The 17943-nt window shown below is 60.0% G+C and carries 13 protein-coding genes and 1 pseudogene; 4 read left to right on the top strand and 10 right to left on the bottom strand.

The genetic code is table 11. The annotated features are described in order from the left end of the window. Positions 1–2 precede the first annotated feature (2 nt). The 4 genes from FHX09_RS20170 to trxA all read left to right on the top strand — a co-directional run bounded on the left by FHX09_RS20170 (position 3) and on the right by trxA (position 7869). Complete coding sequence (locus FHX09_RS20170) at positions 3–734, top strand: nucleotidyltransferase family protein (protein WP_007798046.1); 732 nt, start codon at positions 3–5, stop codon at positions 732–734. A 3-nt stretch (positions 735–737) separates the two neighbouring features. Then, entirely contained in the window at positions 738–3932 is a 3195-nt protein-coding gene (addB, locus tag FHX09_RS20175; RefSeq protein ID WP_184450545.1) for a double-strand break repair protein AddB, read from the top strand. Continuing rightward, positions 3925–7476, top strand: coding sequence for a double-strand break repair helicase AddA (addA, locus tag FHX09_RS20180; RefSeq protein WP_184450546.1), 3552 nt, complete (start codon positions 3925–3927; stop codon positions 7474–7476). Before addB ends, addA begins: the two co-directional genes overlap by 8 nt. Before the next feature lie 72 nt (positions 7477–7548). Continuing rightward, positions 7549–7869 (top strand): thioredoxin, encoded by a 321-nt coding sequence (gene trxA / locus FHX09_RS20185; RefSeq protein ID WP_007798054.1) that lies wholly within the window; start codon positions 7549–7551, stop codon positions 7867–7869. Positions 7870–7918: 49 nt separating this feature from the next. Here the strand turns inward: trxA and FHX09_RS20190 are convergent, their stop codons facing one another. The 10 genes and pseudogenes from FHX09_RS20190 to FHX09_RS20235 all read right to left on the bottom strand — a co-directional run bounded on the left by FHX09_RS20190 (position 7919) and on the right by FHX09_RS20235 (position 17838). Further along, entirely contained in the window at positions 7919–9271 is a 1353-nt protein-coding gene (locus FHX09_RS20190) for a folylpolyglutamate synthase/dihydrofolate synthase family protein (RefSeq protein WP_007798055.1), read from the bottom strand. Between the two features lie 27 nt (positions 9272–9298). After that, entirely contained in the window at positions 9299–10204 is a 906-nt protein-coding gene (gene accD, locus FHX09_RS20195; protein ID WP_132592342.1) for an acetyl-CoA carboxylase, carboxyltransferase subunit beta, read from the bottom strand. Between the two features lie 39 nt (positions 10205–10243). Beyond that, positions 10244–11083, bottom strand: coding sequence for a tryptophan synthase subunit alpha (gene trpA, locus FHX09_RS20200; protein WP_132592344.1), 840 nt, complete (start codon positions 11081–11083; stop codon positions 10244–10246). Positions 11084–11086: 3 nt separating this feature from the next. After that, positions 11087–12307 carry a tryptophan synthase subunit beta gene (gene trpB / locus FHX09_RS20205; RefSeq protein WP_007798065.1) on the bottom strand — a complete coding sequence of 407 codons (1221 nt, stop codon included), beginning with the start codon at positions 12305–12307 and terminating at the stop codon, positions 11087–11089. A gap of 2 nt (positions 12308–12309) precedes the next feature. After that, the gene (locus FHX09_RS20210; RefSeq protein ID WP_132592346.1) at positions 12310–12978 is read right to left on the bottom strand and encodes a phosphoribosylanthranilate isomerase; all 669 of its coding nucleotides are present in this window, start codon (positions 12976–12978) and stop codon (positions 12310–12312) included. Between the two features lie 74 nt (positions 12979–13052). Further along, entirely contained in the window at positions 13053–13814 is a 762-nt protein-coding gene (locus FHX09_RS20215; protein ID WP_132592348.1) for a M48 family metallopeptidase, read from the bottom strand. Between the two features lie 95 nt (positions 13815–13909). Further along, entirely contained in the window at positions 13910–14344 is a 435-nt protein-coding gene (locus tag FHX09_RS20220) for a DUF2852 domain-containing protein (RefSeq protein ID WP_007798075.1), read from the bottom strand. A gap of 145 nt (positions 14345–14489) precedes the next feature. Then, positions 14490–15767, bottom strand: coding sequence for a polyhydroxyalkanoate depolymerase (locus FHX09_RS20225; RefSeq protein WP_132592350.1), 1278 nt, complete (start codon positions 15765–15767; stop codon positions 14490–14492). Positions 15768–15972: 205 nt separating this feature from the next. Next, positions 15973–16815, bottom strand: coding sequence for a fumarylacetoacetate hydrolase family protein (locus FHX09_RS20230; RefSeq protein ID WP_132592352.1), 843 nt, complete (start codon positions 16813–16815; stop codon positions 15973–15975). Between the two features lie 95 nt (positions 16816–16910). Beyond that, positions 16911–17838: pseudogene (locus tag FHX09_RS20235) on the bottom strand (glutathione S-transferase C-terminal domain-containing protein). Between the last annotated feature and the right edge of the window lie 105 nt (positions 17839–17943).

Raw genomic sequence — 17943 nt, forward strand, 5'->3', positions numbered from 1 at the left:
AGATGAGCATCAAGCAAGCCATGGTTCTCGCTGCAGGTCTTGGAACCCGCATGCGGCCAATCACCGACACCATCCCGAAGCCGCTCGTGAAGATCGACGGTAAGGCGATGATCGATTACGCGTTGGATTCGCTTGTGGAAGCCGGTGTCGAAAGGGCCGTGGTAAATGTTCATCACCACGTCGACCAGATGCTGGCTCATTTGGCTTCATACAAAGGCCTCGAGATCATTATCTCCGACGAGCGCGAGAAGCTGATGAACAACGGCGGTGGGCTTGCAAAGGGCCTGAAGCTGCTTGCTCCCGGCAAGGTCTTCGTCACGAATGCCGACCTTTTCTGGATCGGAGAGCGTCCCGGTGTTCCGAGCAACTTGACACGTTTAGCCGGATTCTTTCAACCACAAAGCATGGACATGGCCATGCTTTGCGTGAAGTTGGAAGATACCACCGGGCACAACGGCAAGAACGATTTCAACATGGCCAAGGATGGCCGTTTGACGCGCTTTGCCGATTCCGGGCCGAGCCCGGTCGTTTACGCCGGCGCGATCGCCATGGACACATCGTTCCTCGATGACGCTCCGGCCGATCCGTTCAACCTCAATCTCTATTTCGACAAGGCGATCTCTCGGGGACGGCTCTACGGCACAGTGCTCCAAGGACACTGGCTTACCGTCGGCACGCCCGAGGCAATCGGCGAAGCGGAGGAAACGATCCGGCGCTACCGGACGTTTGCATGACGGATGGCCGCGCAGCACCGGCCAAGGATTTTGACCATCCCAGCAGGGCTTCCTTTCCTGAAGACCCTTGCGGAAGGCCTCTGTGACGGCAGATTGACGCCCCGTTTTCGGTATGATCCCGACGACCCTCTGTCGCTTTCAAAGGTCACCATCTATCTGCCGACGAGACGTGCTGCACGCGTCCTTCGCTCCGAATTCGTCGACTTTCTTGGCGGGCGATCGGCAATCTTGCCGGTCATCCGCCCGCTCGGCGAAACCGACGACGACAGCGGGTATTTCGATGAAGCCCTGCCGGCGACGTTGGATCTTGCCCAGCCGCTATCGAACACTGCGCGCCTGCTGGAGCTCGCGCGCCTCATTCTTGCCTGGCGAAACAGGCTGCCGGAGATCGTGCGCAGCATCCACTCCGATTCGCCGCTCGTCGCTCCCGCGAGCCCGGCCGATGCCATTTGGCTTGCGCGCAATCTTGCCGAATTGATCGACGCCATCGAGACCGAGGATCGGGATTGGACCGAACTGTCCCGATTGAACGCGAAAGACTATGCGCTCTGGTGGCAGCTGACCTCCGAATTCCTGCAGATCGCCAGCGCCTTCTGGCCGGAAAGACTGAACGAGCTCGGCAAATCGTCTCCCGCAAGGCATCGCAACGCCATCCTTCGTGCCGAAGCAAATCGCTTTGCGACGGTCCCGCCGATGGGACCCATTATCATTGCAGGATCGACGGGCTCGGTGCCGGCGACGGCCGACTTGATTGCGGCAGTGGCCAATCTTCAGGACGGCGTTGTCGTGCTGCCAGGTCTCGATCTCACTATGCCGGAAGAACATTGGCGAATGGTGGCGCCAGAAGATCAGAAAAGTCATCCCGCGGATCCAGCAAGCCGCAGCCACTCGCAATACGGCCTCGCTCAACTTCTGAAACGGCTTAGCCTTACTCGCGACGACGTAGTGTCGTTGGCAGAGCCCGCCGAGGAGTTACGGCAGCGCAGCGAAATCCTATCGCATGCCCTCTCGCCGGCTGAAGCCACCAGTGATTGGGGCGCCTGGAAGGCAAGGCTGCCCGATACTGCCATTTCTTCAGCATTTGCAGACGTCTCATTGATCGAAGCGGGCAATGAGCGAGAGGAGGCCACTGCCATTGCCATCGCGCTCCGCCTGGCACTCGAACGGCCCGGCAAGGATGGCGAGAGCCGAGCGGCACTGATTACCCCTGATCGGAATCTGGCGCGCCGCGTGACCACTGAATTGTCACGCTTCGGCATCATTGCGGATGACTCCGCGGGCACGCCGCTTTCCGCGACACCGCAGGGAACATTGCTGCAACTGCTGCTCGAGGCAACGCTTCGCCCGGGTGATCCCGTCGCCATTGTCGGCTTGCTCAAGCATCCGTTGGCACACTTCGGACTGGAGCGCAGCGCGCTTGTCGAAGCGGTAACGGCACTCGAGCTGCTGGCGCTGCGAGGTGGCGTCGCCGATGTCGACATCGCAGCGCTGGAGCCGCTTCTTGAACAACAGTTGGCGGAGCACGCCTTGGATCGTCATGCGCCGCAATGGCGTAAAGCGCTCCCGGTCGATGCCGTCGATCGCGCGCGCGCGCTAGCCCGCCGGGTTGCTACGGCCACCGAACCACTGGCCTCCGCGCTTGTCCGAAGCTTGCCAGAAGAACGCGGCCTGACGACCAGCTTTGCGCTTTCCGATTGGGCAAGACGTACCGGGCGCGCGCTGGAGGCAGCGGTCGGCGACGAGCGTGGCTGCCTTGCGGCACTCTGGTCGGGCGAGGCTGGCAACGCGTTGGCTTCAATGCTCGGCGAAGTCATCGAAACCGAGGGGCAGATCGACGCCGACGGTCCGCAGTGGATCGATATCATCGCGGCACTCTTGGCGGGTCAGGCGGCAAAGCCACGAGCACTGAGCCATCCAAGGTTGTTCATCTTCGGCACGTTGGAAGCACGTCTCCAGAGCGTAGATACGCTCATCCTGGGAGGGCTGAACGAAGGATCATGGCCTGGACAAACGTCCAATAACCCGTTCGTCTCGCGCACGATGAAGACGGAGATTGGCCTGGAGCCGCCGGAGCGGCGAATCGGTCAACTGGCGCACGATTTCGAAATGGCCAATGGCACGCGCCATCTCATCTATTCGCGTGCGCTCAGGCAAGGGTCGACGCCGACGGTCGCGTCGCGGTGGTTGCAGCGACTGCTTGCCTTCGGTGGAAAGGTGTTCGAAGCCGAACTCAAGGGTCGCGGCGACAATTTCGTGCATTGGGCAAACCTGATCGACCAAGGCGACCGCCAGGCGACCGCGCACCGTCCAAGTCCGGCGCCACCGCGGGAAATGCAGCCGAAGTCGTACTCGTTCAGCGAGGTCGGACGCCTGCGTCGTGACCCCTATGCGATCTATGCGCGCCGCGTTTTACGCCTCGATCCGGTCGCTCCGTTCAACCGAGACCCTGGCGCTGCGGAACGCGGAACGCTCTATCACAAGATCATCGACCGCTTCGTACGCGAAGGCCACGTTGCCGGAACACCGGCAGCGCAAACGGCGATGGAGATTATTCTGACCGAGCTCTTCGATACGCAGCAGCTCCCCGCGCACATCGATGCGGTGTGGCGTCCGCGTTTCCGGGAAGTTGCCCGTGCCTTTCTCGAGTGGGAGGCGCAGCGACGACCGGTCATTCGAAGAACGCTGACGGAGGTGCGTGGCAGTGTCGAGTTGGAGCCCATCAATGTCCGCCTGAGCGGCGTCGCCGACCGGATCGACATCACCGGAACCGGCACCGCCGACATCATCGACTACAAGACTGGACACAATCCCTCTCCGGCGCAGGCGCGCGCCCTTCTCGATCCCCAATTGGCGCTGGAGGCGGCCGCGCTCCATGCCGGCGCCTTCCGGGACGCGGGTAGTCTGGTTCCGCAGGATCTTCTCTATGTGCGTCTGCGGCCGGGAGATCGCTTCAAGGTCGATACCGTTAACAACGAGACATCGACCAGGAACGATAAGGCGAAGTCGGCGATGGATCTGGGCGCGGACTCGATCGATCAATTGATAAAGTTTGTCGCGCTTCTGCAGTCGGGCGAGAAGGGCTTCACCTCGCGGCTTGTGCCGGCACAACAGTTCGACTTCGGCGGTGATTACGATCATCTGGCGCGCGTTTCCGAATGGTCAGCCGCAGAGAGCGATGAGGCAGCCGGCGATGAATGACGAACCAACATTGCCCGAGGACGACGATCCCCTCGCCTGGACGAGTTGGACGACCATCCAGCAATCGATCGCATCCGATCCGCAACGCTCGGCCTGGGTTTCGGCGAATGCCGGCTCCGGAAAGACGCATGTGCTGACGCAGCGCGTCATTCGGCTGCTGCTTGCCGGAGCACGTCCGTCAGCAATCCTGTGCTTGACCTATACGAAGGCGGCAGCCTCGGAAATGTCGAACCGCGTCTTCGAACGACTCTCAGAGTGGGCCGTCCTGCCAGATGAAGAACTTGAAGAACGCATTGCGCGGATCGAGGGCAAGGCGCCGGACGCGGGAAAGCGCGCGGAAGCGAGGCGGCTTTTTGCCAAAGCGCTGGAGACACCGGGCGGCCTGAAGATCCAGACCATTCACGCATTTTGTGAGGCCCTGCTGCACCAGTTTCCGCTGGAAGCCAATGTCGCCGGGCACTTCTCCGTGCTCGACGATCGGGCAGCCGCAACGCTTCTCGCGGATGCACGACGGTTCCTCCTCACCGCGACGACGCCAGAGGACGATCCAGCGCTCGCGGAGGCCTTTGGTTATGTTCTCAACCTTGGCGATGAGTCGGGCCTGGAAAATCTGCTGGAAGAGATCATCGCCAATCGCAATGCAATCCGCGCCTTTACGCAAGATGCGGAACGCAAGGGTGGCCTCGATGTCGTACTGCGCAAGAAGCTTCGCCTTTCCGCCAATGACACGGCGACTGGAATCGCCGAGGAGTATTGGCCGCTTCCTGGCCTGACCGGCAGTGTCCTCGACCGGTATTTGGACGTCGCTGACCAAAATGGCGGTGCCAAGGCGCACGAAATTGCGGCTGGCCTACGGTCGCTGGTGCGCGAGCGCGACTCTGCGCGACGCGCTTCGCTGCTGGAGAAAATCTTTCTGACAGGCAAGGGAGAACCGAAGACGGATTCGCAGTTTCTCGTGAAGGCGATGTCGAGCGAAGCGCCGGAGCTCATCGACGCCGTGGCAACGGCGCGAGCGCATGTCGTACTGTGCCGCGATCGGTTGAAAACGGCGCGCATGTACGAGGCAACGCGTGCTGCACTCATTCTCGCCGACCGTCTTAACAAGGACTACGACGACCTCAAGCAGCAGCGCAGCCAACTCGACTTCGAGGATCTGATAACGCGAACGGCCGAGCTCTTGAACAAGAGCGACGTGGGGCCGTGGATCCACTACAAGCTCGACCAGGGTATCGACCATATTCTCGTCGACGAGGCACAGGATACGAGCCCGATCCAGTGGAGCGTCATCCAGTCGCTGGCGGCGGATTTCTTTTCCGGCGAAAGTGCCCGCAATGCGGTCCGGACGCTTTTTGCCGTTGGCGACGAAAAGCAATCTATCTATTCGTTCCAGGGCGCCCGTCCCGAACGCTTCTCGGAGGAAAGCCAGCAGACGCGCCGGCGCGTCTCCCAGGGCGGGCTTGCCTTCTCGACGGTGCGGCTTCCGCTCTCGTTCCGATCGACCTCGGATGTGCTCGCCGCCGTCGATCATATCTTCACGCCGGCCGAGAACGCTCGTGGGCTGAGCGCGACGGGCGAGCCCGTGGTTCACCGTTCCAACCGCATCGGCCACCCCGGCGCGGTCGACCTCTGGGAGATGGTTGCGCCTGAGGTGACGATAAAGGAGGAGGACTGGACCGCACCTTTTGACGCCACGCCGGAGAGCGCCCCGGCATCCGTTCTCGCGCGTCGCATTGCCCACACGATCGGCAATCTTGTCGGCAAGGAAACCATCGTCGAGAAGGGCAAGGAGCGGCTGATCGAGGCCGGCGATATCCTTGTGCTGGTACGCAAGCGCGACGCCTTCGTCAACGCACTGACGCGTGCGTTGAAGCGACGCGGCGACATACCGGTTGCCGGCGCCGACCGCCTGCGCCTGACGAGCCACATCGCAGTGCAGGACCTGATGGCGCTCGGCCGCTTCCTGCTATTGCCCGAAGATGACCTCTCCTTGGCTGCGCTCATGAAGAGCCCGCTTCTCGATCTGGGCGAAGACGACGTGTTCGCAGTCGCCGCCCTTCGCGCGGAGGGCGAGACTGCCTGGGCTCACGTTCAGAAGTTCGCCGCCGACGGCAGCGCGCGCTTCGAAACGGCCGTCACTCGCCTCAAGCTCTTCCTAGATGAATCTAAGAGCCTGTCGGTCCATGACTTCTATGCGCGCGTTCTGGGATGCCACGGCGGGCGACGACAATTCCTTGCCCGGCTCGGAACCGAGGTCAGCGATATTCTCGATGAATTCCTGACATTCGCGCTCGACCACGAAAGCGCGGGCCTACCCGGCCTACAGTCCTTCATTTCAACGCTTGAGATCGAAGCACCAGAGGTAAAACGTGAGCAGGACAAGGGTCGCAACGAAGTCCGGATCATGACCGTGCACGCGTCAAAGGGTCTTGAGGCACCGATCGTGTTCCTGGTCGACGGCGGGTCCAAGGCCTTCACGGCCTCGCACATGCCAAAACTTCGGCTACTTGAGCAGGAACAGGGCGAACCGCCCATGCCGGCCTGGGTTCCCCTCGGCGATCTCAGCAACTCCCTGACCCAAGCCGATGCGACGCGTATCCAATCGCTGGCAGAACAGGAGTATCGACGGCTGCTCTACGTCGCAATGACCCGGGCCGCCGACCGGCTGACCGTTTGCGGCTACCGGGGAATTCGGCCCAACACCGACACCTGGCATGCGATGATTTCCGCCGCGATGACGCACAGTCATCCGCATGTGTCGGCCGCGACATTTTCCGGACCGGACGATAGCTGGGCTGGAATCAAATGGAGAGTTCCGCGGGTGGAGCGAAGCTTTGAACGGCTCGGACGCATCCAACAGACCGCCAGGCAAGAGTCGATCCCGCCCAGCCTGGACAGGCCGCTGCCGCCGCGCAAACAACTGCCTCGCCCGCTTAGCCCGTCCGGCGTCGGAACTATCGTTGATGATGGTGCCGATGACCTCCTCATCGCCTCCCCGCTTTTCGCCGAAAAAGGCAAGCCGGATCGCTCGCTCGAGAAGGGGCGGCTTCTCCACCGCATGCTGCAGACGCTGCCGGATGTGCCGCGTGGTGAACAGGCGGATGCGGCTGTGCGCTACACCAAGCGTGCCGCGCCGTTCTGGCCGGAAGCGGAACGACAGCAACTAGTCGATTCGGTGGTGAAACTATTGCGGGACCCGAGCCTCGAATCCGTATTCTCAACCCATGCACAGGCGGAAGTCTCGGTCATGGGCACGCTGACGATCGGCGGAGTCGACCACGCTGTTTCGGGTCGCGTCGATAGAATGGCAGTCTTCGACGAGCGCGTCGTGGTGCTCGACTATAAGACCAATCGTGTCCCGCCGCAGACGGCAGAGGCGATCCCTTTTGCCCACAAGGCGCAGCTTGCCATCTATCGTGAAATCCTGGCACCGCTCTACCCTGGCAGGCGTATCGATTGCGTGCTCGTTTATACCGAAAACGGCTCCGTTCACACGCTGACGCCGGACGCTTTGGCGTCGGCGCTTGCGCAACTTGAGACAAAGTGAAATACCGGGCATTGAAATGCCCGCACCGCACGCTCACATGTGTTTCAACAGGAATCCGTAAAGGAGCAGCCTATGGCTACCGTAAAAGTCGATATCAACAACTTCCAGTCGGAAGTTCTGGAATCCGCAGAACCCGTCGTCGTCGATTTCTGGGCTGAATGGTGCGGCCCGTGCAAGATGATCGCCCCCAGCCTCGAAGAACTCGCCATCGAGTTTCAGGGCAAGGTGAAAGTCGCCAAGCTCAACATCGATGAGAACCCGGAACTCGCCGCCCAGTTTGGCGTCCGTTCCATTCCGACACTCGCCATATTCAAGGCCGGCGAAGTTGCTGACATCAAGGTTGGCGCTGCCCCGAAGACCGCTCTTTCGAGCTGGATCTCAAGCGCCGCTTAATTTACCCATAAGCAGATACGAAGAAGCCCGGCATTTGACCGGGCTTTTTTTATTTCGGAGGCGTGCCATTGTCAGCAAGCACATCGCCTACAAGATAAAGAGAGCCGCCTATCAGGATGCGCGGCGGATGGGCCTGTTCAAAGGCGCCTTCCTTGATTGCCTCCAACGCGTCACTGACAGTCGACATCGGTTCTGCGACGAGACCCGCATCGTAGGCGGCGTTTGCCAGGATGACCGGGTCTATCATCGCCTCGCTGCCGCGAATCGGCACGCAATAGACCTTCTCCGCCAATCCCTTGAAAGCCTTGAAGTATCCAACCGGATCCTTGGTGTTGATCATGCCTATGATCAGGAAGAGTGGCCGCGGCTGCCTTTCCTCGTAATTTGCCATAGCTTCGGCGATGACCTCGCCTGCACCGGGATTGTGGCCGCCGTCAACCCAGATTTCTGCCTTGGCCGGGGCACTGGCCATCAGGTGTCCTTCGTTCAGACGCTGAAGGCGACCCGGCCACTCGACCGACAGCAGCGCCTTTTCCATCATCGCTTCGGTCACCGTGAAGCCCGCAGCCTTGACGGCACGCATCGCGGCAGCGGCATTGGCATATTGGTGACGGCCCGGAAGGCGCGGCAAGGGCAGGTCGGCGAGACCGAACTCATCCTGATAAACGAGGCGCCCATATTCCTCATGTGCCATATAATCCTGGCCGAAGACGGCGGTCGGGCAGTTCAACCGTTCGGCGGTCGACATCAGAACGTCGAGTGCGGCATCGTATTCCTGCTTGCCGATGACCACCGGGCAACGACGTTTCATGATGCCGGCCTTTTCGGCCGCGATCAGTTCGACCCGATCCCCGAGATAGGGCTGGTGGTCCAAGGAAATCGGCATGATGACCGAGACGGCGGGATCGGAAATGACGTTCGTCGCATCGAAACGGCCGCCGAGGCCAACCTCGATAATGGCGGCATCGGCCGGATGCTCTGAAAACAGTATGAAGGTGACGGCCGTCAGGATCTCGAAAACGGTGATCTTCTGCCCGTCATTGGCGGCCGCGACGCGCCGCACCGCCTCTGCAAAAACGGCATCATCCACGAGTTGCCCACGGCCACCCTTGACGCCGATCCGGTAGCGTTCGTGCCAGTTGACCAAATGCGGAGAGGTATGGACATGGGCGCTGTAACCGCCAGCCTCAAGCAACGCCCGGCAAAACGCCGTCACGGAGCCCTTGCCGTTCGTGCCTGCCACATGGATGACGGGCGGCAGCTTCGTCTGCGGATCACCGAGGATGGAAAGGAGCCGTGTGATGCGATCCAGGGAAAGATCGAAGCCCTTGGGATGCAATCCCATGAGCTTGTCGATTTCCTGCGCTGCTTCACTCACTGCGGCCTGGCCCCTGGGTATCATCGCTCAACCCGCCTGTGATTGGTTTGATCAGGCGCTCGCGGCTATCGCGAGCGTCCCGCTGTTTTCCTTGGAAAGCGCCGCAGCCGGCTTCTTCGTCAGGATCTTCAAGACACGTGCCAGCGTATCCGGAATATCGTGGCGCTTGACCACCATATCGACCATGCCGTGTTCCAGCAGGTATTCGGACGTCTGGAAGCCTTCCGGAAGCTTTTCGCGAATCGTCTGCTCAATGACGCGCTTGCCGGCAAAGCAGATCTCCGCGCCGGGCTCGGCCAGGTGCAGGTCGCCGAGCATCGCGTAAGACGCCGTGACGCCGCCGGTCGTCGGGTTCGTCAGAACAACGATGTAAGGCTGCCCCGCCTCCTTCAGCATGTCGACTGCAACGGTCGTGCGCGGCAGCTGCATGAGCGACAGGATGCCTTCTTGCATGCGAGCGCCACCCGAAGCCGGGAACATGACCAGCGGGCACTTCTCTGCGATGGCACGTTCGAATGCCTTGACGATCGCCTCGCCGGCAGCAATGCCGAGCGAACCGCCCATGAAGTTGAACTCATGGACGACAGCGACGAGCTTCAGACCGCGAACCTTGCCGACGCCGGCAACGATCGTGTCTTCCTGATCGGTCTTGATGCGGCTGTCGCGAAGGCGATCGGTGTATTTCTTTGAATCGCGAAACTTCAGCGGGTCCTGCGCGACCTTCGGCTGTACCAGCGCTTCAAAGACGCCCTCATCGAAAAGATCGGTAAGGCGAGCCTTCGCCGGCATCTTCATATGATAGCCGGAGGCCGGAATGACCCACTTGTTGTCTTCCAGATCCTTATGGAAAACCATCTCACCCGTTTCCGGGCACTTGATCCAGAGGTTCTCCGGCACTTCGCGGCGGCCCAGCATGGAATTGATGCGGGGGCGGACGTAGTTGGTGATCCAGTTCAAGTCGAAAACTCCTGATTGACTCTTGCCAATGTGGGGAAACTATTCGGCAGCAACAAGGCGCGCCGAGCGTGTACCCGTTGACAATCCACGAACAAGCGTGGCGACGGCCTGGACGGTATCGGCGGTCGCCTTCCCGTCCTTGGTGAGGCTCGTTGCCACCTGATTGACGATTGCGGTGCCGACAACAACACCATCCGCCGAGCTGCCAATGACCTTTGCGTGGTCGGCGGTCTTCACGCCGAAACCGACACAGACGGGCAGATTGGTGTGCTGCTTGATGCGCTTGACGGCACCCGACACGAGAGAGGGGTCCGGCAGGGCCGAACCGGTGATGCCATTCATCGAGACGTAATAGACGAAGCCGGAGGTGTTCCGCAGAACGGTCGGCAAGCGCTTCTCGTCGGTCGTCGGTGTTGCGAGACGAATGAAATTGATGCCTTTCTTGAGGGCGGGAATGCAGAGTTCGTCATCCATCTCCGGCGGAAGGTCGACGACGATGAGCCCGTCGATGCCAGCTGCCAACGCGTCGTCCAGGAACTTCTCCACGCCGTAGATGTAGATCGGGTTGTAATATCCCATCATCACGATCGGGGTGGCGTCGTCGGTCTTGCGGAAATCGGCGGCAAGGTGCAGCGTCTTCTTCAGCGTCTGGCCACCCTTCAGAGCGCGCTGGCCCGCCATCTGGATCGCCGGGCCATCGGCCATCGGATCGGAGAACGGCATGCCGAGCTCGATGACGTCAGAGCCAGCTTCGGGGAGTGCCTTCATGATGCCGAGCGAGGTTTCGTAGTCCGGATCCCCGCCCATGAAATAGGTGACGAGTGCCGGCCGGCCTTCCGCCTTCAGATCGGCGAAGCGTTTATCCATACGTGCGGTCATGACTTACTCACCCATTCCCAGAATCTTGCCGACAGTGAAGATGTCCTTGTCGCCGCGGCCGGAGAGGTTCATCAGGATGATCTCGTCCTTGCCCATCTTCGGGGCGCGCTTGATGACTTCGGCCAGAGCGTGCGATGGCTCGAGCGCCGGAATGATGCCTTCGAGGCGTGTGAGCGTCTGGAAGGCTTCGAGCGCCTCATGGTCCATGATCGGTACATATTCGACACGGCCGATGTCGTTCAGGTAGGAATGCTCGGGGCCGATACCGGGATAGTCGAGACCCGCGGAAATCGAATGGCCCTCCTTGATCTGACCGTCGCCATCCTGCAGCAGGTAAGTGCGATTGCCATGCAGAACGCCCGGCGAACCCGCGGTGATCGAGGCACAGTGCTCGTCGCCGTCGAGGCCCTTGCCGCCGGCCTCGACGCCGACCATCTTGACGCCCTCGTCATCGAGGAACGGATGGAAAATGCCGATCGCGTTCGAACCGCCGCCGACGGCAGCGATGACGAGATCCGGCAGGCGGCCTTCGGCTTCCAAGATTTGTTCACGGGCTTCGGTGCCGATGACGGCCTGAAAGTCGCGGACCATTTCCGGATAGGGATGTGGGCCGGCAGCCGTGCCGATCAAGTAGTAAGTGTCGTCGACGTTCGTGACCCAGTCGCGCAGCGCCTCGTTCATGGCGTCCTTGAGCGTGCCGTGGCCGGCAGTCACGGGCTTCACTTCGGCACCGAGCAGCTTCATGCGGAACACGTTCGGCGCCTGGCGCTCGACATCGGTCGCGCCCATGTAAACAACGCAGGGGAGACCGAAGCGGGCGGCGACGGTCGCAGATGCAACGCCATGCTGGCCGGCGCCGGTTTCAGCGATGATACGGGTCTTGCCCATGCGCTTGGCAAGCAGGATCTGGCCGATGCAATTGTTGATCTTGTGTGAACCGGTGTGGTTCAGCTCCTCGCGCTTGAAGTAGATCTTCGCGCCACCGAGTTCAGCCGTCAGGCGCTCGGCGAAATAGAGCGGGCTCGGTCGGCCGATATAGTGAGCGCCGAGATGCTTCAGTTCAGCCTGAAATTCCGGATCGTTCTTCGCCTTGTTCCACTCGTCCTGCAGGTCGAGGATCAAAGGCATCAGCGTCTCGGCGACGAAACGGCCGCCGTAGATACCGAAACGGCCGTCTTCATCGGGGCCGGAGCGGAAGGAATTCGGTTTTGGCGTCTGGTTCACTCTCAACTCCCTGAGGCCGTTTCGGGTTGATTGGCCCTCTCGACCGCATCGAAAAACTCATCGATCATTGCGACGTTCTTGACGCCGGGTGCGCTTTCGACACCGGAGGACGCGTCGATCCCCGGCGCCTTCGTAATGGCAAGCGCCTCGGCAATGTTACCTTTGTTCAAGCCACCGGAAAGCATGTAATCCACATTGTCGTCAAGCCAAGTGAGCAGGCTCCAATCGAAGGAAACCCCGTTGCCGCCGGGCAAATCCGATCCTTTCGGCGGCTTCGCATCGAAGAGGAAGCGATCGGCAATGCCGATATAGGCCTCGACCCGCTTCAGATCATCGGCCGTCCGCACAGAAAACGCCTTCATGACAGGTAGCCCGTAGACCGCCTTTATGGTCAGAACGCGCTCGGGGCTTTCGTCGCCATGCAGTTGCAGGATATCGGGTCTAAGGAGCGCTACGATTTCATCGAGATCGTCGTTGCTTGGATTGACGAGGACAGCAACAATCTTGGCCTTGCCGCGGGCAGGCTCCGCAAGCTTGCCGGCAATGTCGGGCTCGACGTAGCGAGGGCTCTTCTCAAAGAAGATGAAGCCGATATGCGTGGCACCCCGCGCGAGGGCGCGATCGATTGTTTCAGCCGTCTTCAGCCCGCAAATTTTGATATCCGGTTTCATGGCAGCGAAGTGACACGAAATGCGATTGGAGTCGAGCCAAATCGCGACAAAAGCTGAATTTTAGAAGCCTTACGTCACTCGAAATCGATGGCATGAAGCTGGCTGCCATGGCGCTTCAACCAGGCCTTCGCCTCTTCCATGTGCGGGCAGAGCTTTTTGCAGAGCGCCCAGAAGCGCGGTCCATGATTCATCTCCTTGAGATGCGCGACTTCATGGGCCGACAGGTAGTCGACGACGGACGGCGGCGCCATGATGATACGCCAGGAAAAGCTCAGGTTTCCCTCCGACGAGCAGGAACCCCATCGACTGCGGGTGTCCTTCACGGCGATCGACCTGATCGGCGCATTAATCGAGCGGGCATGCAGTGTTGCCAGCCTCTCGAGATCGGCCCGCGCTTCCTTCTTCAGGAACGTGGCAATCCGGCGGCCGAGATGCTCAGGCATGCCGCTGACCTTCAACACCGGCTTGCCATCAACGACGATCGCTTCCGTCAGGCCGCGAAGGCTGCCGGTGTGGTGAATACGATGAGATGCGCCACGAATTAGAATGGTGCCACCGTCCCGCAGGCCACAGTCGCTCGAGAATTTGGCAAGTTTGGTGAGTAGCCAGCCCTGATGGCGGTCGAGGAAGGCGTTCACTTCACGTTGCGCCAACCCGCTCGGGATCGTCATCCTCAGGGCTCGTCCGCCTGGCTCGATGCGCAAGGTGATGCGGGTTGCCCGCTCGTGCTGCTTGATTGTCAGCGGCATCCGGCGGCCGGCCACTTCAAGCGTTCGCGTCTCGGGCGGAGCCGGTTTTCGAACGATACGGCGTGGCTTTGCGAGGAGCGGGGACATGGGCATTTTCTACATGATTCGCTGGAATTGCGGGCAAAGAAAAGCCGGCATCGAGGATGCCGGTTCAAAGTTTCAGTGCTGAACAGTCCTGGGGATCACGGAGTCTGGTATTCTGCTACCGGACCGTTGTCGTCGCGCTTGGCGTTCTTGCGATCGCGCATGAAGCGGTCGAACTCTTCCTGATCCTTAGCGCGGCGCAGTTCGCGTACGTAGGAATCGAATTCCTCGCGCATTTCATCAAGCTTGCGACGCTCTTCTTCCAGCCGGTCGAGCTCGGCCTTCCGCCAATCGTCGAAGGCGACATTGCCTGTCGAGAAATGAGGGCGATAACGGCCATGCGAACGTCGGCAGCCAGCGAAGAATCCATCGGCGGTGCTGTTTGCATCACGCTTGAAACCGCGCAAACGCTCCCCAAAGATGATATAGGCGAGCATGGCGAGACCCAGAGGCCAGAATACCACGAAGCCGAGGATCATCAGGGCAATGGTAGCCGGAGTCCAATCCGGCCGAAGCAATGCTGACTGGTTCATCGTGCGGTGTCCTCGCATTTTCCGCGCCCGGCGAGATGCCGAACGCTGGAATCGATGTGGTTACACCCCCAGCCAGCTTCAAGGCAGTCCGCGCCCAAATCGGACAACACTTTGAAATGAAATCACTAATTCAGACGCTCCTAAATCAGCCGGACTTTCCGCCCTTGATAACCCTCTTCACCACAGGCTTTCCCGTCCGTGCATGTTCCTTCACGAAGTTGACGATGCGCGGCGCGATTTCGCGACGGAAGCGCGATCCGTTGAAGACGCCATAGTGGCCGACATCGGGTTGCAGGTAGTGCATGCGCATGTTCTCGGGAATGTTGACGCAGATCGTCTGGGCGGCCTTCGTCTGGCCGACGCCGGAGATATCATCGTTTTCCCCTTCCACAGTGAGGAGCGCCACATTGCGGATCGCGGCCGGATCGACAAGTTTGCCGCGGTGGAGCAACTCACCCTTCGGCAAGGCATGTTTTTTGAACACCTGGTCAACCGTCTGAAGGTAGAACTCCGCCGTCAAGTCCATGACAGCGAGATATTCGTCATAAAAGTCGCGGTGCTTCTCGGCTGGCTCGCCGTCGTTCTTCACGAGATGCATGAAGAACTCCTTGTGGGCGATCACGTGCCGATCGAGGTTCATCGACATGAAGCCGGACAGCTGCAGGAATCCCGGATAGACGGGGCGCATGAAACCCGGCTGCGGCCATGGCACGTTCATAATCACATTGTCGGCAAACCACTCCAGCGGCCGTTCCTTGGCAAGCTGGTTGACGGCCGTCGGGTTGATGCGCGTGTCGATCGGTCCACCCATCAATGTCATCGAGGAAGGCGAAAATGGATCGTTCTCCGCCTCCATCACCGCAGCTGCAGCCAACACAGGCACGGAGGGCTGACAGACGGCAATCACGTGGGTATCCGGGCCGAGGAAGCGGAGCATTTCGATGACGTAGTCGACGTAATCATCGAAATCGAAGGTGCCTTCCGTCATAGGCACCATTCGCGCATCGATCCAGTCCGTGATGTAGATGTCGGCGTTAGGCAGCAACGCCTCGACCGTGCCGCGCAGCAGCGTCGCATAGTGGCCGGACATCGGCGCAACGATGAGAATGCGCGGATCAGTCGTATGAACGCTTGGAACGTTGCGCGCGAAATGAAGCAGATTGCAGAAAGCCCGCGACCATACGACCTCTTCCCGCACGGCAAACTTTCGGTCGCCAATGACGGTGTCATTCAGATCAAACGACGGCTTGCCGTAACGGCGGGTCGTGCGCTCGAACATTTCGAGACTTGCCGCCATCGTACGCCCCCAGGGCGTCTGGGAAATAGGATTGAGCGGATTGGCATAGACCATGCGCATAATATCGGCAAAAGCACGATAAGGCGCCAATGCGGCATGGTTCAATTCGTAAAGCTGGTAAAACATGAGATGCGCCACCTTTCTCTAACCTGGAAGACGACGCCGATTGAAAAGGCATCGGATTCATTCCAACGACGTGCTGGCACCTCAACGCAGATTAACAGGTTTTTGTTGCGCAGCAACATTGCTATCCGCACCGCAAAAAGAAATGCCGGGAAAATCACCCCGGCATCATGGTGCGCTCGAATGCTTAACGATTGCGAAATCGGGCTCAGCGATCCGCCAGGAAGGTCTGCTTTTGCGTGCCCAAGCCTTCGATACCGAGCTCCACCACATCGCCAGCCTTGAGGAAACGCGGCGGCTTCATGCCCATGCCGACACCCGGAGGCGTACCGGTCGAAATCACGTCGCCCGGATGCAGTGACATGAACTGGCTGAGGTAAGACACCACAAAGGCGACACCATAAACCATCGTTTTCGACGAGCCGTTCTGCATGGTTTCGCCATTAACTTTCAGCCACATGCCGAGGTTTTGCGGGTCGGCAATCTCGTCCTTGGTCACGAGCCAGGGGCCGATCGGACCGAATGTGTCGCATGACTTGCCCTTAGTCCACTGGCCCGCACGCTCCGTCTGGAAGCCGCGCTCCGAGACGTCGTGGGAAACGCAGTAGCCGGCAACATAATCAAGCGCATCGGCTTCGCTAACATACTTCGCCGTCTTGCCGATGACGACGCCGAGCTCCACTTCCCAATCGGTCTTTTCCGAGCCGCGAGGGATCAAGACATTGTCGTTCGGCCCAACGATTGCCGATGTTGCCTTCATGAAGATGACAGGCTCCGGCGGGACCGTAGCACCGGTTTCAGCAGCATGGTCGGAGAAATTTAGCCCGATGCAGATAAACTTTCCAGTACCGGCAACGCAGGCACCAATGCGGCCAGGCAGGAGTTCCGGCAGGCTTTTCGGGTCGAGCGCCTTGAGCTTCGACAGGCCCTCAGGAGAAATCGCATCGCCGCCAACGTCCGAAACGTGGCCTGAAAGATCGCGGATCTTGCCATCGGAATCAAGCATGGCTGGCTTCTCCCGGCCAACTTCTCCAACACGCATAAGCTTCATAACATTTCCTCCTCAGCAAGATCGATGTGTTGATCACCTATGAACGAGATATTCACCGGTGTCATTATGGCTTTTTGCCGAAGCGGTACGCCGCTTCAGAAAATTCCTGCCAGATCAGGCCCCGCCGGCACGCTCCTCGTCGGGTTGAGGCTTTCGATTGAGTAATAGCCGCGCTTGATATGGTCGAAATTGACCGTTTCGACGACACCCGGCCAGTCGAGCATCCGCCGGCAGAAGCGGCGAAGATTGGCATACTCGGAAAGACGCCTCAGATTGCATTTGAACAAGCCGTGATAGGCGGTGTCAAAACGCACCAGCGTCACAAAAAGGCGAATGTCGCTTTCAGTTGGGTGGTCAGCAAACAAGAACGGCCGATCGCCAAGCTCTTTCTCCACGCAGTCGAGGCACTCGAACACGCCGGCAAACGCTTCTTCATAGGCGAGCTGCGTGGTGGCAAAGCCTGCACGGTTTCCGCTCGTTGAAAGCATCGATCTTAGGACGGCGATCCGCGGGATAGAGATCGATCGGATGGCGAGCAAGATCGCCGAAACCATCGTTCATCATTCTCAGGATGTCAGCCGACTCGTTGTTGACGATCGTCCGCAGCTGCTTGTCCCAGAGCACCGGCACTGTCGCGCGGCCGGTAAAGTCGGGCGCAGCACTGGTATAGATCTCGTGCAGATAGGTTGCGCCCTGGATATGATCCTGCGTGGCGCCGGGATAGGCGCCAAAGCGCCAGCCCTGCTTCGTCAACGCCGGTTCAACGATGGAAACTGAGATGGCCGACTCCAGCCCTTTAAGCTTTCGGCCGATCAGCGTGCGTGACGCCCACGGGCAGATGTAGGCCACGTAAAGATGGTAGCGATCAGCTTCTGCCTTGAACCCAGCTTTCCCCGTCGGGCCTGCAGCACCGTCCCGCGTTACCCAATTGCGGAAGCTGGACGTCTGGCGAACAAAGCCGCCCTTCTCGTCCTTCGCCTGTACCGGCTGCCAATCTTCCGTCCACTTCCCATTTACGAGCAAGACGCTTTCCTCTGGTTGCTGATTTTGGCCAAACTTAGCGTGCCCTTACGCGCGAGGGAGGCCACTATTGTTGAAACAGACTGTCACCGCCTGCGGAGCTAAGCT

This window comes from Rhizobium sp. BK538, from assembly GCF_014197575.1.
Taxonomy (GTDB): Bacteria; Pseudomonadota; Alphaproteobacteria; order Rhizobiales; family Rhizobiaceae; genus Rhizobium.

Excerpts from the sequence above, each read along its gene's own strand:
- FHX09_RS20215 (WP_132592348.1), bottom strand. The coding sequence starts at position 13,814 with ATGTCCCCGCTCCTCGCAAAGCCACGCCGTATCGTTCGAAAACCGGCT.
- addB (WP_184450545.1), top strand. The coding sequence starts at position 738 with ATGGCCGCGCAGCACCGGCCAAGGATTTTGACCATCCCAGCAGGGCTT.
- addA (WP_184450546.1), top strand. The coding sequence starts at position 3,925 with ATGAATGACGAACCAACATTGCCCGAGGACGACGATCCCCTCGCCTGG.
- FHX09_RS20225 (WP_132592350.1), bottom strand. The coding sequence starts at position 15,767 with ATGTTTTACCAGCTTTACGAATTGAACCATGCCGCATTGGCGCCTTAT.
- FHX09_RS20230 (WP_132592352.1), bottom strand. The coding sequence starts at position 16,815 with ATGAAGCTTATGCGTGTTGGAGAAGTTGGCCGGGAGAAGCCAGCCATG.
- trxA (WP_007798054.1), top strand. The coding sequence starts at position 7,549 with ATGGCTACCGTAAAAGTCGATATCAACAACTTCCAGTCGGAAGTTCTG.
- FHX09_RS20170 (WP_007798046.1), top strand. The coding sequence starts at position 3 with ATGAGCATCAAGCAAGCCATGGTTCTCGCTGCAGGTCTTGGAACCCGC.
- FHX09_RS20190 (WP_007798055.1), bottom strand. The coding sequence starts at position 9,271 with ATGATACCCAGGGGCCAGGCCGCAGTGAGTGAAGCAGCGCAGGAAATC.
- FHX09_RS20220 (WP_007798075.1), bottom strand. The coding sequence starts at position 14,344 with ATGAACCAGTCAGCATTGCTTCGGCCGGATTGGACTCCGGCTACCATT.
- trpA (WP_132592344.1), bottom strand. The coding sequence starts at position 11,083 with ATGACCGCACGTATGGATAAACGCTTCGCCGATCTGAAGGCGGAAGGC.
- FHX09_RS20210 (WP_132592346.1), bottom strand. The coding sequence starts at position 12,978 with ATGAAACCGGATATCAAAATTTGCGGGCTGAAGACGGCTGAAACAATC.